The organism is Streptococcus sp. HMSC066F01 (assembly GCF_001837335.1).
Classification (GTDB): Bacteria; Bacillota; Bacilli; order Lactobacillales; family Streptococcaceae; genus Streptococcus; species Streptococcus oralis_S.
Genome location: NZ_KV832118.1, coordinates 257,691 through 273,554, shown reverse-complemented (window position 1 = coordinate 273,554; position 15,864 = coordinate 257,691). Strand labels below are relative to the sequence as shown.

General features: G+C 34.3%; 8 protein-coding genes and 1 pseudogene. All 9 read right to left on the bottom strand.

The features are described from left to right. Positions 1–9 precede the first annotated feature (9 nt). The 9 genes and pseudogenes from HMPREF2655_RS05595 to HMPREF2655_RS05560 all read right to left on the bottom strand — a co-directional run bounded on the left by HMPREF2655_RS05595 (position 10) and on the right by HMPREF2655_RS05560 (position 15,840). Positions 10–6,441, bottom strand: a complete 6,432-nt coding sequence (locus tag HMPREF2655_RS05595; RefSeq protein WP_070838064.1) for a S8 family peptidase — start codon at positions 6,439–6,441, stop codon at positions 10–12. A 428-nt stretch (positions 6,442–6,869) separates the two neighbouring features. Next, complete coding sequence (locus HMPREF2655_RS05590) at positions 6,870–7,655, bottom strand: ABC transporter permease (RefSeq protein ID WP_070838062.1); 786 nt, start codon at positions 7,653–7,655, stop codon at positions 6,870–6,872. Position 7,656: 1 nt separating this feature from the next. Continuing rightward, entirely contained in the window at positions 7,657–8,475 is an 819-nt protein-coding gene (locus tag HMPREF2655_RS05585) for an ABC transporter permease (protein WP_070838061.1), read from the bottom strand. A gap of 1 nt (position 8,476) precedes the next feature. After that, positions 8,477–9,469 (bottom strand): ABC transporter ATP-binding protein, encoded by a 993-nt coding sequence (locus HMPREF2655_RS05580; RefSeq protein ID WP_070838059.1) that lies wholly within the window; start codon positions 9,467–9,469, stop codon positions 8,477–8,479. Positions 9,470–9,788: 319 nt separating this feature from the next. Further along, positions 9,789–9,950 (bottom strand): annotated as a pseudogene (locus tag HMPREF2655_RS10530) (phosphoglycerate mutase); the annotation flags it as partial. Between the two features lie 231 nt (positions 9,951–10,181). After that, entirely contained in the window at positions 10,182–12,593 is a 2,412-nt protein-coding gene (locus HMPREF2655_RS05575; protein WP_070838057.1) for an nSTAND3 domain-containing NTPase, read from the bottom strand. 60 nt (positions 12,594–12,653) lie between these two features. Beyond that, positions 12,654–13,814 (bottom strand): XRE family transcriptional regulator, encoded by a 1,161-nt coding sequence (locus tag HMPREF2655_RS05570; RefSeq protein ID WP_000939332.1) that lies wholly within the window; start codon positions 13,812–13,814, stop codon positions 12,654–12,656. 26 nt (positions 13,815–13,840) lie between these two features. Further along, positions 13,841–14,554, bottom strand: a complete 714-nt coding sequence (locus HMPREF2655_RS05565; protein WP_000429394.1) for a DUF5986 family protein — start codon at positions 14,552–14,554, stop codon at positions 13,841–13,843. 404 nt (positions 14,555–14,958) lie between these two features. After that, positions 14,959–15,840, bottom strand: a complete 882-nt coding sequence (locus HMPREF2655_RS05560; RefSeq protein WP_001019005.1) for a class II fructose-bisphosphate aldolase — start codon at positions 15,838–15,840, stop codon at positions 14,959–14,961. Positions 15,841–15,864 lie beyond the last annotated feature (24 nt).

Sequence of the window (15,864 nt, the reverse complement as noted above, 5' to 3'; positions counted from 1 at the left end):
GCTTTTGTCTTAATCTTTATTTTTTTTCTTCAATCCAAGAAAAGCTCCTACTATAAACATTATTCCGGCAGCTAATAGTGTCTGGGCTCCGCTTGCTGTTCCGGTTTTTGGCAACTGATTAGGATTGTTAATAGTTGATTTACTATTGATGTTGGTATTTTTATTAGTTAAGTTCACTTGTTCATTTAGATAAACGTTCTTGTTAATTTCAAAGTTTTTATCATTCTCATCAGAAACAATACTGTTGACATCATTAGTTGGATTAGATTGTGTTTTTTCTTTCTTTTTCGATACATCAAAAGTAGGTTTATTTTCCTCCTCCTTTTTCTCCTCTATTTTCTTGAATACAGGTTTTATAAAGGTATCTTTTGATAGATTAAGAACATAGCCGGCGTCTTTTTTCCCTTCGAAACCAGAAATTTCCCAACCATCAAATTGGTATCCTTTTTCTAATTCACCCTTATAGACAGGTAACATAAAATCTTCTTCCGACACTATCATTGAAATCATTTCTTCTCCATTTTGAATGGTCACGGTTACCCTATGAGGTTTTAATTCACTTACCTCTCCCGTATCTTTATTTAAAATGAATTCTTTTACAGTTGTATTTCTTGCAAAATCTTTTACAACAATCTTAATGTTTAGTGTCTTATCTGTTAGTTGTTTAATATCATCAAATGATTTGTATTCTTTTCCATTTACATAAATATGTTGTTCTTGAATCTCACCATCGAATCCATTATTTCTTTTATCATTGATGTTAAAGACTACAGATTTTCCGTTAGCATATTCGATACTAGTATTTCCCTTAGGATCAATGCTTACTTCAGGTTTTACATTATCATATAAAAATTGATAGTGTACTCCAACCGCTTTCGCATTCAAATCGCTATAGCCAGTTTGAAGATAAACATTTCCATCCATATCTGTTACCTTATCTGGGAATCCATTTGCTTTATAGTCTTTCATCCCCCAGTCCATGATGTCACCGTCTTTAACATTAAGCTTAATGTTAAAATCTCTAGTGTTATCAATGTGTAAATCTCCGTAGATTAAATAATTGTCTACAACCGATTCATTAACTCTCAACTCCCAGTTAAAACCACCCTTATCAGAAATCTTACCTCTTAAATAAAATTCTGGATTTCGTACATAAATTTTATTAGATTTGGATGGATTAAAGTAGTTCTTGTCCATTGAAAGATTTACTGGTTTTGCATCAATAAATAACGTAGAGCCATCTTCTTTTATAGCTTCTACATTGGACTTATCTTCTCCAGTGTACTCTTTACCATCCTTACCAAATAATACCAGTTTAGAAGAATCTGTCACAAGATTTCCATCTTTATCGATAGCTTCCCCTTTATCATTCATTTTAAAGGTAAACACTTGATACCTTACAATGTTAAAGCCGTCCAAAGCCGACATTAATACTGATTGAGTACTTCTTCCATCTTCAACATTTCTACTATCAGCATAAATTGTTGTTTCTGATAATACTCTTAGATTAGGATTGGCCTTTTGGATTTTTGCTATATCTTCCTTGCTATAGACTCCATTCCCTTCTAACATATCCGTTTTTCCAGGATTATAGGTAGTCACTTTTAGTGCATAGCCTTTTCTTAGAATGATGTTATCCTTTAATAGATATTGTTGTTTTTCTGAATCAGAATAGATTTTACCAGATTCCATGTCCGTTAAATTGTTTGGTTTATTTTTTGAAAGATCTCCTTCTCCTAATTCTATTACATTCCCATAACTTGATGCATACGGATATTCTGCTTTAGTTTCCTTATTTTTTTCAGGCATTCTAATTTTAGTTTCAGCTTTTATCTGATCATCATCTTTGACAAAAAACCTCATATCGCCTGCAAAAGCTAATCCATCCACAATATCATTAATATTAGCGTATAAATCAAATGTCATCGTTTTTGAGTGGGAATCATACTTGGTCGTTTTGATTTCTAAAGATTTATAGTTATTTCCATAATACACCTTGGCATTTTTAGAAACATTACTGATCTTTCCAAGAATTTCAAAGTGTCCATCTTTAGACGGGCTTAAAACACCATAAATTTTTGATTTGATTTCATCAAGTTTTTCAGTTTCATATTGTAAGGCACTACCATCGTCATAAGCAATGATATTTCCCTTATCATCGTATTTATAATCGTATTCCTCTATTCTCTTACCAGTTTCACTTGTAAAGTCATCAACTTCTCTAAATTTCTTTTTAATGAGTTTCTTTAAATCTTTGCTTTCAAAGTCTCTAATTGTTGAAATTGTTTTATGAATAGTCAAGCTAGATTTTTCTTCGGTAGCCTCTTCATTTTCTTGATGATGTTCTACTTCAGTTGTATCTTTTTTAAGACTATCCTCTTTTCTATTTTCTAAATTTTTAAATTTAGATTCGGAAATCTCGCCAAGCTTTTGGTATTTAGATGAATCTTGATCAGGATCTACTAGATAATAGGAAATCATCCCATTTTCATCAGCATGATCAGCAAATTTAATTCTATGAATCTTTGTGAAATTGCTAGAACCGTCTAATGCAATCACTTCAATGATTTTGCCTCTTAAATCTCCTGCACCTTTGATTTCATAAATGGTATTTCCGTCTTTGTCAAGTTTTCTATTTCTTCCTTGACCCTCACCTGCATAAGTGACTTCAAGATTTTTCTCAACCTCTCCATCTTCATTAACAAGAGCGGCGCCAGCATACCAAACTTCGTTGGCAATTTCGTCAAATTTTTCAGGATGTTCTTTTTGATCTCTCGCAAATAGCGTTTCATTCTTGTATTGCTCTTTGACCTTGTGATAAGTATCCTTTGTAATCAACTTAATTTTTTCAGGGTTTGAAAAATCAATTGAAACAATCTTTGGAGGGGTGTTATCAATTTTTACAGGAATATAGGAAACCTGCCATGGGTAATCCTTGGTTAACCTATATTTAAATTTATAGAAATATTGGCCTTCCGCAATCGGTTCAAATTGTCCTCGTATCTTAGTAGCAGGATCTTTTTTGTCATTACTTTCTGGGGCATTTTCTTCTCTACCTCTAGGGTTATAAATAAGTCCATCCCATTTCAAGTCACCCCAAACTTTTAGTTTAGATGATTTAATGCCCTTTGCATCATTTCTTTTAGAGTTTAAAATTCCTTTAATAAAGTGTTCTCTCGAAATGACTTTTAAGTCTCTTTGATTTTCTCCTTCTTTATTTGTATTTACTATTGAAATCACTCCTTCTTCTGCACTTCTTAATACAAGTGGGGAAGGCGTTAATCCTCTCTCAAGTTGAGCATCTTGAGGATTTCCATTTGAATCTAAAGGATAAATTTTAGCAATATTAGAACCACTCGTTGATGGTGCGTTGATTCCTTCGTTATTGAAAGCAAATAATTCTGGATTTTGATCTAGGGATGTTGTATTTTTATCTTTTCTGTTTTGTATAACTCCTGCTGGATTAAATTTATCTATACCATGTTCTCCACCAATCCCCTTATTTAAGGTACCTGGAATTTTTGGTTTACCATCATCATCATAACCTTCCATTGCTTTTGATTTTGACCCTTCTTCCCAAGCCCATTTATCAAGGATTGGTTCGTGGTTCCAATTCCCAGCAAATCCCATTAGAGGCATCGATAAAGAAGGTTGGAAGTTTCTTTTCTTACCGTTGGAGTTTAGAGCTTCCATTTCTTCCACTGACTCAAAATGAATAAATGATTCTACAAATTTATTTTTATTTTTTGCCTCCCCAACATTTATAACCGCATTTAAATCAAAGCTAGAATTTGGGCCTATAGTGAAAGTATCATGCTCAAATGTGATATTTGCTCCTTTGACTTTTTCTGGGTGAATTTCTGGAACAATTTGCTTCCCGTCCGGAGATTTTTCATCTTTATATGTTTCATCGAGTTTTAGCCTATCAGTTAGAGCATCTGTAGTTACAGTTGATGCAGAAACTTTAAAGGTTAAAGGTCTATTTGATGTATTGTGAAGCTTAATTGTAAAGTATTTTTTATCACCTTTTATTTCTTTAAGAGAAATGGAACCATATGAATTTACCAAACCTTTAGAATCAGTATTTTTGAAAGTTGCTACAACTTCATTTCTCAAAGCGTTGGCAACATTAATTAGTCCCGCTCCCTGCTGTCTAGGCGATGCATAGTATTGACTCTTTTCTTTCCAAGAGGTTGCATCCATCATAGGTCTTGCAGTATTTTGTAGAGCTATTTTTGTAAGACTTGTAAGGTCTATTTTGTCATCTCCCTTAAGATTTTTCAAGACAGGTCTTTCAAGCAATTCCTTTAATTTTGGTCGAATCAAAACAGTAGAAGCTGCTACGATTGGAGTTGCCATACTAGTTCCTGACATATAACCATAAGTGGATTTACCATTGATAACATTTAGAGTGGATTTAATATTTTTACCAGGTGCTGAAACATCCGGTTTTAAAAGCAAATCTGTTCTTGGCCCCCAAGATGTAGACCCTGCTGGAACTATAATATCTTCTTTATAAAGTTCTTTGTCTGTGTCAGCTGCAAATTTAAAGTCAATTTCTTTTTCATCACCTACATTCGGTTTATTAGAATTATAGCTTTCCATATCAATTGGATAGTATTGTTCTAAGTTATCTTTAAAATCTTCCTTATTATTTCTTTTGACTTCAGTTTTTTTATCAGGGTTAATCATGTTCCATAATTTTACACCATCATCTCCTGAAATTGAAAATACTTGACTTTTAGTCCCTTCATCCGCTTCATATCCCATAGCTGGAAGGTCTGTCCAATTATCTCTATTGTAGTAATTTACAGTATTTACAACCATAATAGCACGTGCACCTTTATCCGTTGCTCTTTTAAAAGCATCTTTTAAATCCTTGGTATAAATTCTATCCATTACTGCAATTTTGCCCTTAAGATCCAAGCCTATCAAATCTTGGTCTTGACCTTTGCCTATATATACAAATTTTAATTTATTTGGAGTTTTTGAGCCATCCTCATTTGTTAGGATTTTATTTTTATCGAAAAAAGCCCCTATATTTCTGTATTTAAAACTTTGTCCACCTATGTTAACTTTATCAAACTCAATGGTTTGATTTTTAGCAGAAGCGACCGCTATTGCATCTTCATGTGCGGCAGTTCGTGTTACATTTCCAGTATCTGTCATTTTCAGATTATTATTGGCTACTAAATCCCAAGAAGAACTTGAAGCAGAAGTCGCAAAATTACCTGTAGCAACAACCATTGGGATTCCAGCTTTTCTTAGTGCTCTAATAGCCTCCCAATATTTTTCACCTGCAAGACCGGTTCCTGTAAAACCAGATGATACCGAAACAACATCGACATTGTGTTTGATCGAATCTTCAATAGCATGAAACATTGTTTCATCACCCGCAAACCCAGATCCTGCGTCAGAGTACATTTTATAAGAGAAAATTTGTGCATTAGGCGCAATTCCATCTATGCCATTAAAGTTCTTGATGTCTTTTTCAGTATCATTTCCAGCAAGAATCCCTGCAATATGCATCCCATGTGGGTCAAAATAATCCCTTCCATCATCATATTTTTCTACAGTGATTTTACCACCATTATAATAATTGAACGCATGAGGGATTTTATCACTCAACCAATAATTTTTATCAGTGCCTTTTAAATCCTCTTTTTTAAATTTCATTGAGTCTTTGGCATCATCATCGATCCTCATAGCCTTATGCCTATAATCTGTTCCAGTATCGATATTTGAAATGACCATACCTCTACCATCAAAATTTTTCCCGAATGGAGCATTAATAGACTTTAGGTAATCAATAGCTTCCTCAACTCCAATTTCCTTTCTGGCATGATTCATCATTGGTTGGAGTTTTTGTGATCGTTCAACCGACGAAACACCTTCTATTTGTTTAATTTTGTCCAAATTATCTGGAGTTGTTTCAATGGCGGTGCCATTAAAAATTGTATTATAGGTATATAAAACTTTTGTATCCTTAAGATTGGATAGTTCCTTAATTACTTTTTCTCCAGATTCTTTATCTTTAAATTCAGCAATATAGACAAGTTTATCTTCTTTTTTGGGACTTTCCGTGTCCTTACTTACAGACGAGTCTGCATTATCTCCTTTGGGTTGCTTGGAGTCTTCTTTGATACTTGCTCCTTCGTTACTAGTTTTTTTGTCTATCTCAGACTTTCTACTAACAACTTCTTTTTCCTCAACAACTGTTGTCTTCTTCTCCTCAGTATCCTTTGAAGTTTCTATAACATTATGAATATCTTCAGATTGTTCATTGTTTTCTGTTTCTTTATCTGCTACTACTTTTTCTTTATCAGAAATTCTTAAAGCATCTTCAGAACTAGGTGCATCTGCTAAAATTACCTCATTTGGGGCATATGCTGCTAAAATAACTGCAGCAGTAGTTAATGACAATACCGTACTTTTTTTCATTATAATTCCTTCATTTTTTATTTTAAACCCAATAGATAGAAAACTTTAACTTTGCTAGCCTTTGTTATAAAAAGTTTTATGACGTATTATCTAGTGGGATAGAGTAGTACATTTATATATAATTGTTAGCTCTCTGAAAAATAGTATATCAATTAAAAAAATTTAAGTCAAGAAAAATTAACACGCATTAATTTTTTTTTTAATGTACCTTAAAAAATATAAACCCAAAACTTTCGTAGTTAACTGGGTACAATATAAACTCATTCCTACCATCAAAAATAGTAGCAATCAACTGGAATAATTACCAAAATCGCAAAAAGGGGTATGGATAGAATTCATGCCTTAATAAACATGCAAAAACAACCGCAATAATTTTCAACGGTTGTTTGTAACATATTTAATTTTTAACTCTCATCCTATTTTATATCTTAAGAACCCGCACTTTCGTAGGCATCTAAGCCCCTGTCCCAGAGTTTCAAAGAAATGACAAAGAAGACAAGAGAAATCACAATTAACCCACCAATGTTAAAGAGCCCGTCTTTGTCCTGCAAGAAATAGCTAGCTGGATAGTAGGCTGTAAAGGCGAAAGGTACGATAAAGCTAATCAACCAACGAAGAAGGGAATTGTATATCGAAATTGGGTACTTAGCAAAGTCATTAAACATATAAAAAATATAAATCATAGCACCTGACTGCTTAGTCCAAAAAGCGATACTGGCTGTCGCGATTTTCAAGGAAGTATAAATCAAGGTCGCAAAGGGGATACAGACTAAGAAAAGCAGGAATTTGGGAAGAGTCCAAGCAATGCTTGATACTGTTGTCGCTAGCAAAATACCTCCGACCAAAAGTTCACCCAAGGCATCAATCTGAAAGGTCTCAACCAGAATGTGAAAAAGAGGATTGATAGGACGCGTCAGGTACTTGTCAAACTCTCCCTTTCTCACCAATCGTTGCCCCAGTGCCCAGAGATTGTCAAAAAAGAGATGGTCCAATCCCTTGGGAATCAAGGAAAAACCATAGATAAAGGCTATTTCTTGAAAGGTCCAGCCTTCAAGCGAGGGGATATGTTGAAAGAGTACATTGAGAAACAAGAGGTTCAAACCTTGGGTCAGAAAAACTCCAAGAACACCAACCACAAAATCCACCTTGTATTCCATGATTTGCTTGATATATTGTCTGATAAAAATCAAATGCATGCGTTGATATTTTTTCATACTAACCTCCTTGAATAGTGATAAAGGACTGGACTCGTTTCCATATCAACTGAGACAAGCCCACCATCACTATGAGCCAGAAGAACTGTAGCAAGAGTGCTTGAAGAATCTGACTGGCATCGTATTTCCCAACAATGATCATAACTGGAGTATAAATCAAAGATGAAAAAGGCAATAAGGACAAAATATCAGAAACAATCTTTGGAAAGAAAGCCAAGGGAATCAGACTTCCAGACATAAAGGCCACTATAGAAGTCTTGAGTAGATTGGAACCCCATAGATTTTTAAAGACAAAGGCTGAAAATCCAAAGCAGATATTAAAGAAAAAGTTAATCAGATAGGCCAGCGTTAAGCTAAAAAGATAAAGGGTAGTTAGTCCCAGCACTTCTACAATCCCTTGCCCAGATAAGATTTTCATCAAGACAATAACACTTAAAAATGGCAGTCCAACAGAGATAAAAATCAACCACTTGGACCCAAGCTCGGTGAAGAGATATGAGGCCGCAAAATGCACTGGTCGCAGCAAGCGCATGATAATGGAACCATCCTTGACCTCCTCCCCAATCATAAAAGAAGAATCCGACCTAGTCAAAAGATTGGTCACAAAACTCATGATGATGTAGAGGGTGATATCTGCCATACTAAAGCCCTGAATCAAAGACTCCTGCGAGGAATCAAAGACAGCCTTCCAGAGATAAAAAGCCACAAAAGCTCCCATAACATCCCCAATCCGGTAGAGAATAAAGTTGACTCGATAGGTGATCAACTCCTGAACACCTGCATTGATAAAGGGTTTATAACGTCTCCACAATTTGACCATCTTAGAGCTCCTTTCGGTAGAAGCGACGGATAATATCCTCAATATCCGTATCCACCATCTTCAAATCGCGAATTTCAAAATCATACAGGGTTTGCTTGATAATATCAGCTGACTGGTAACGGGAACTATCAAATTCAATGTTGAGGCAATTTCCTTGTCTATCAATAGTCATATCAGGAAAGCCTTCATAGTGAGAAAGGAGATGACTTTGCCCTGGCACCAATTCAAAGGAAAGAGTCTTCATCTTGCCAAAAGTTTCCTTGAGCTGGCTCACCGTTCCATCAAAAATCTCTTGCCCCTTGTCAATCATGAAAATCCGATCACAGAGTTGCTCAATATCACTCAGGTCGTGAGTTGTCAAGAGAATGGTGGTCTCTTCCTCTTGATTGATCTGGGTGATGGCGCGACGAATGTTGTCCTTGACCGAAACGTCCAAACCAATGGTCGGCTCATCTAAAAAGAGAACTTTAGGATTGTGGAGCAAGGAAGCCGCAATATCCGCCCGCATCCGTTGACCAAGTGAAAGAGTGCGCACGGGGTCTTTGATAAAGTCCTTCAAATCCAAAACCTCATTCAAAAAGTCCATGCGCTTGTGAAAGAGCGAGTCTGGCACATCGTAAATTTCTTTCAAGACCGTGTAGGTCTCTTGCAGAGCCAAATCCCACCATAGCTGAGTACGTTGACCAAAGACCACCCCAATATCCTTGACATAGTCTTGACGATTGTTCTGCGGAATCTTGCCGTTAATCCGACAAAAACCAGATGTCGGTTTCAAAATCCCTGTCAGCATTTTGATGGTTGTCGACTTCCCAGCACCATTGGCTCCGATAAAGCCTAAAATCTGGCCCTTTGGTACCTCGAAGGTCAAATCCTTGACCGCTTCAAAAGTCTGCTTTTCAGGATGAATAAAGGAGCGCAAAGCCCCCTTTAATCCAGGTTCCTTTACTGTCTTCACAAAATTTTTCTGAAGATGTTCCACTTCTATCATTGCCATATCTATCTCCCTGTCGCAAGGAATAGCAACATTGTATTTTTGACTACAAAAATTCTAAATCCTTACCTTCTAAACCCTCTACATTTTATTATTACAGAAGGCCTTATACCAAACTATTATAGTCCAATAAAAAACGGAATGCAAGCGTTTGCCTGTAGATTATAAAATTAGAAATTTCACTCTTAAAATAATAGTTTTAATCAAAAATTCTGGTTTGATATTTTCCTTAAAACATCAAAAAAACCTGCCCAATGGGCAGGTTACGAATTATAAAAAGCAAACTATTTTGAACAATATGAATCACTATTTAATCAAAGTACTAATCTTTCATAATTCTTTTTACAATCCCATTTCTATCAATTAGAAAACAATCTGGAAAAGTCATCTACTCCCATTTTTCATAATCAAAACTGGAATCAAAGTGATGAAGTAGTATTCCTATCAAATTCCCGTATGAACTAAGTAAAATCGTTTTTTCTGATATCATAGACATTCATTAGATGTCTATTAACTACAAATTTTTGACTGATAGATGTTAGTAATTCATTTTCCTTTTGTAAACTGATTTTGTGAAATACAAATGTGGAGAATGAAACTAAAAAGCCAATACTATATTATTTTGGTTTTTTCAGAATATTATTGTACAAAAAATAGGTTGTGTCTGTAAGATTCTAGTGACTTCTGAGATTAGTCTAGCACCTTACTTTCTAAACTATAACAGTGGTTTGTTTAAAATACTTTCTAATGTCACCCTTTCTTCCAGTTGAGAATCTCTCCATCTATCATAGGCTCTATCTGCAAATGAAAAGATATTGTATTGATGTTCCATATATTCTTCAAGATTGAATTGTAATCTGGAATAATCAAATTTCTCCACTTTGATATCATCCCATGGATAAATACCCGTTAACTTTTCAGTTAACTTTTCTTGAAATTCTGAAACCTGCTTTTCAATTTCCCAATCCAAATCAAAGCCAACTGGATCATAAGTAAAATCAACGACTTCCTCTTCTAAAGTACTGCTACTGTCCAAATAATCTTGGAGCAACTCGATTTTTTTCTGTCTAAAAAAGCCATAGCAGTACATCTCTTTTAAAGATCCTTCTTGATATTCATCATCTTCTATACTTACCTCATAAATTATCCGACTTATTTCATCTACGATATCATCTAGTACTTCCGAGTCAAGATAAGGACTATTTACCAGTTTATCTAAAACACTTTCATCATTAAGAATACTCAGAAATATTCTTTTCATTGCTTTATCATCAGAATAATAAATCTGACTAATAATATTTCTCCACCCATTCTGATAATTATTTAAATTATTCCGCCCATCATATATTCTCAGCAACCCCTCAAAATCATTCTTAAATTTTGAAAATTGACTTAAATATATAATAGCTAGAATTTTTTCGCCAATAAAATCATCTTTATCCTTAAAGTTCTCCCAATCATCTAGCAGTTTACTAAAAAATATATTCTGCGACTCATTTAATTCACGCCATGCATAACCATCGATCCCTTTACATAATTGGTGAAGGTAAATAGAGTTCTTAGTTATTTTTTCAATTATTTTGGGATACTCTTTTAATTTATCATTTAAAAAATCAATTATGCTAGGATTAAAAAAGTCTACCATACTGTCATCATCAAAACTTTCTTTTTTAAAAGTAACCCATGAACCATCAAGCTTTTTTAACGATTTCTTAAAATCAAATGTTGGATTAAGTTCCAAAGCATGCAGTGAGTTTATCAACCACTCTTCTTTGATAGGGAAGCTATCGAATCGTAATAAAGAAAATAACAAATATTTTTCTTCATCCTTCAGATTGTTAAATAAATTATTGTAAAGCTGATTAGGATGCTCAAGATTATATACTACATAATCATAAAAATTTTCGTTAGAATCCTTAAAATTATTTGCTATTAATTCTACTAACCTAGGAAAGTAATTTCGATGTTGTACAATTCTTGTCCAATCTCGTCCAATAAGATCGTTATATTTTTCTACAAGCTCTTTCTTGTCATCGTTTTCAAGATAGTGTGCTTTTCGTTTAAAAACTTTCCTAAAGATATGGGCTCTTTCTTCATCCGAGTACTTAGATAGATCAATAATAAATTTTCTTTCCTCTGAAAACTTTTCATTTATTAGTTTTTGAAACTCAGAATTCATTGATGTTGCATCTTGAACAATTTGAGTTCGAGAATTTAAACAGATAAAGAGATTATTAGTATAAGTTGATGCGGAATATAGTTTTCTTATATCTTGCAGTATCCTCTCTTCAACATCAAACTTATTACGTCCTAAGAAATCATCAAAAACTACAAAAAGATTCCTATCTTCGCTCCCCCTATAAACTTCATGATATAATTTGAGAACCTCGTTAATCTCCTCGACTCTACGAACAATAACATCAAAGACATTATCATCATTATTTAAAAATAAATTTCCTAGCATTGAACAAGTTGTTGTTTTTCCAATTCCCGCTGGTCCTTGAATTAATACAATATGTTCCCTTTGTAAAATATGATATGCTTCCCCTAGAAAAGACGTTTCAACAAAATATTTAGAATCAAAATCTGAAAAATATTCCTGTGATTCTGCTTCTACCGATTTCAGTCGATCACTCTTCAGGATAATTGAAATATCTTTCTCCAACAATCCATAATCCATAAAAACATCTCTATATTCTTTCTGTTGAGAAAGAGTGGTTAACGTAGATGAGTAAATAATATAATCATCGGTCGGAATTGCATTAGTAATAATTTCATCTGCGTAATCACGAATCTCCTTTAAGTTTGCAGGGGATAACCCCATACTTGTAACAATAACATATTTAAAATCCGTCACCCAACCATATTTTTCTTTCGTCAGAGCAATTTTATCAATTTCTTCTTTTAAATGTTTTACAGCTGTAGTCTTATTTTTTGTTACCTGCCACCGTTTAGCTTGAATAATAAGAGTAGGAGATTTGATATCATCTATTCCATCAATACCGGCATCTCTCCCTTCCTTAAATCCATGTAAACTCTTATTTTCAAATTTTTTCTTTACAATCTCAATAGCAAAATTTTCAAAGTCTGATGTAGTCATTCCATCAGCACGAATACCAATATCCATAGTTCTCCTAATTCTAAAATCCCTACAAATGTTTAATCACATATTATGCTTCGGACTATTCTATAATCTTCTTATTCTTTCTTTAGTAAGACTAATAATATTTGGATACCTATCATTCAGTTCATCAAGATATCCTGCCTCTAAGCCACATAAATCCTCAATTAAAAAATTAGGCAACAATTTATTGTATACTCTATAAATATCAGCAGATATGTCCATCACAATTCTATTTTCCACTAATAGCTCTACTGACTGTTTTAAAGATAGAGGATTGCTAATCAATTTTGTTGAATCTAACGGCTCATTTTTTCTCCAACCTCTGTAACTAAGTTTCTTATACAAGTTTGTATACTCATTAGAATCTATGATATTCAACGACTTAGCACGCATTATCATCATACTAATTGAAACTTGCCAAATTCTTTTTAGATACCTGTAGTACTCTAGATCATTTTCATGCCCAATGATAGAAGCTTTAAACGAATCCATTGGCAATAGAAATTCAGCCGCAAACTCATTCGCTTCGTCTTCCATTTGCTTATATTCAATTGCTCCCATGTCTTGAGGCGACTTACAATTTTCATGCATTAACCAATGTCCTAATTCATGGGCTAAACTAAACTGCTGACGATAGAATGAATACTCTGTCCCTTCTAATATAACAACATAATACTCATTATTATTTACTTTAACAGCTGAACCAAAAGCATCAACTTTATCACTCTGAGTGTCTATTCTAGAAATAACAAAACCTTTTTCCTCCATCAACAACGACAAGTTATCAATTGGTCTATCTCCAAGTTCCCATTTCTCTCTTATGTAGCTTGCGTATTCTTGTGGGGTATAGTCTAAGCCAGAAAGACCCCAGTCAAGATTTGGAAAATCAATAAATTCTCCCAAATAATCTCTTATTAAAGCAACATAGTTTTTATTTATTTCTGCAGGCATTTTTTCTGTTTGAGTCGCTGTGTAACGACTTCTAAAAAATGTGCCTGTAGAACTTAAGCTAAAATTATCATTTCCAAAAAAGAAATCTCTCGGAAACTTTAATTTCTTTTCCAATATTTCTAACGATTCTTCACTTGGCGTTGCTCGTCCTTTTTCATATTTAGAAACCATTTGTTTTGAAACGTTTAAAAACTCTGCAATCTGAGTAATACTTTTTTTGTTAAAAAGTCTTGCCTCTTTTAAGCGAGCGCCATTAAAACTAATCTGAAGCATTATTTACACCTATTTTATATAAAATATCATAATTTAGCATTCTCTTCCTTTTTTTCAACATAAAGACTAACATGCTTTTGGGACTCCAATTGTCTCTGTACGTCAGATTTCAATGCAACAAGAGGTTTTTCAGGATTATTTCCACGTCCATCTTCTTCAAGTTTTGTAAAATCAAATTCTGTGATATTTACAGCATCAATAAATTCACAAAAGGCATTTACTTGGTTAACGCTCACTTCTTGGGTCTTCTTATCAAATGTAATAACTCTAATCTCATCAATTAAATTATAAAACTCTCCTAACAACTTCTTCGATTGCGCAATTTGCGATTCGCTCAACTCATCGTTATCTAGGTCGTTAAATAATTCAATTGACAATGTACCCTTCTCTTTTCCATTTAAATGGGAATTTTTTGAACGTGCTATACAAGTAAGATAGTGATGTTTTTCGTAATTCTCAGTAACGTCTTCAAATCTATTGTGCATCATAAAAACATACAAGATTCCCTCGATAATTACACCTCTCGCTGTCCATAGAGCCCCCATATGCATAACAGGTGAAACTAATCCATTTGATTGAGCAATAATTGCAATATCTCGATAGATAAAATCCCAATTTAAACTATGACGACTATTTTTAGTCTCGAACTCATTATCAGAATATATTTTTTCAATATCTTTCTTGCGATTTGTTGAAAATACTTGAGCAAACTTAAAGATTTTGGTTGGTAAATTTTCCATAGAGCACCTCATTGAAATTTATAGTCTTATTTTAAGATTTTCTTTCAAAAAAGTCAACTATTATTGGTTTTTATTATTATTTTATCTCCCTAATCTGTTTGGATACCTTTAATACTTAGATCACGAAACTAGAAAAATCATATTGTTATTTTGAATAAAAGTTCTATCATTCATTTAGCTACTCAGCATTCCTAAAAAATTAGATGTTCCAATTTACTTTGGGAAAGGCAGTGATTTCTTTTGAAAACAGGTTTAAAGCTGTTATATTCGTTCGCTAAGGGTAGTCTTAGAATAATTACATTAATTTAGCAACTTTGGATATAGTAGTCTTAAGTATATTCTCTATAAAAGAAAACACAAAAACCCACCCAATGGGCAGGTTCTTTCTGTATTGTTCAGCTAGATTACGCTTTACCTTCTGAACCGAATACGTCGATACGTTCTTCCACTGATGCTTGGATAGCTTTTACACCGTCAGCCAAGAATTTACGTGGGTCGAAGAGTTTCTTCTTGTCGTATTCTGCTTCGTTTGCTTCGTAGTCACGAGCAAATTTACGAGTTGCGTTAGCGAATGCGATTTGACATTCAGTGTTAACGTTAACTTTCGCAACACCAAGTTTGATCGCTGCTTGGATTTGGTCATCAGGAATACCTGAACCACCGTGCAATACGATTGGGAAGCCTGGTACAGCTTCAGTCAATTTTTGCAAGTGGTCAAGGTGAAGACCTTTCCAGTTTGCAGGGTATGGACCGTGGATGTTACCGATACCAGCTGCCAAGAAGTCGATACCAGTTGCAACCATAGCTTTAGCATCTTCGATTGGAGCCAATTCACCATCACCGATGATTCCGTCTTCTTCACCACCGATAGTTCCAACTTCAGCTTCTACTGATACACCATTTGCGTGAGCAAATTCTACAACTTTACGAGCTTTTTCAAGGTTTTCTTCAACTGGAAGGTGTGAACCGTCAAACATAACTGAAGTATAACCAACTTGAATACACTCAAGTGCATCTTCGTAGTGACCGTGGTCAAGGTGGATAGCTACTGGTACAGTGATACCCATTGACTCAACAAGGTTAGCGATCAAGTTGCGAGCAACTTTGTAACCACCCATGTATTTAGCAGCACCCATTGAAGTTTGGATCAAAACTGGAGCTTTTTTAGCTTCTGCTGCACGCAAGATAGCTTGAGTCCACTCAAGGTTGTTTGTGTTAAATCCACCAACTGCATAACCGTTGTCACGAGCTGCTTGGACAAATTTTTCTGCTGAAACGATTGCCATTTGTCAGGCCTCCTATATATTTTT

Bases quoted from the DNA above. Each gene is read 5' to 3' on its own strand.
- HMPREF2655_RS05585 (WP_070838061.1), bottom strand. From the start codon at position 8,475: ATGGTCAAATTGTGGAGACGTTATAAACCCTTTATCAATGCAGGTGTT.
- HMPREF2655_RS05575 (WP_070838057.1), bottom strand. From the start codon at position 12,593: ATGGATATTGGTATTCGTGCTGATGGAATGACTACATCAGACTTTGAA.
- HMPREF2655_RS05595 (WP_070838064.1), bottom strand. From the start codon at position 6,441: ATGAAAAAAAGTACGGTATTGTCATTAACTACTGCTGCAGTTATTTTA.
- HMPREF2655_RS05590 (WP_070838062.1), bottom strand. From the start codon at position 7,655: ATGAAAAAATATCAACGCATGCATTTGATTTTTATCAGACAATATATC.
- HMPREF2655_RS05580 (WP_070838059.1), bottom strand. From the start codon at position 9,469: ATGGCAATGATAGAAGTGGAACATCTTCAGAAAAATTTTGTGAAGACA.
- HMPREF2655_RS05560 (WP_001019005.1), bottom strand. From the start codon at position 15,840: ATGGCAATCGTTTCAGCAGAAAAATTTGTCCAAGCAGCTCGTGACAAC.
- HMPREF2655_RS05565 (WP_000429394.1), bottom strand. From the start codon at position 14,554: ATGGAAAATTTACCAACCAAAATCTTTAAGTTTGCTCAAGTATTTTCA.
- HMPREF2655_RS05570 (WP_000939332.1), bottom strand. From the start codon at position 13,814: ATGCTTCAGATTAGTTTTAATGGCGCTCGCTTAAAAGAGGCAAGACTT.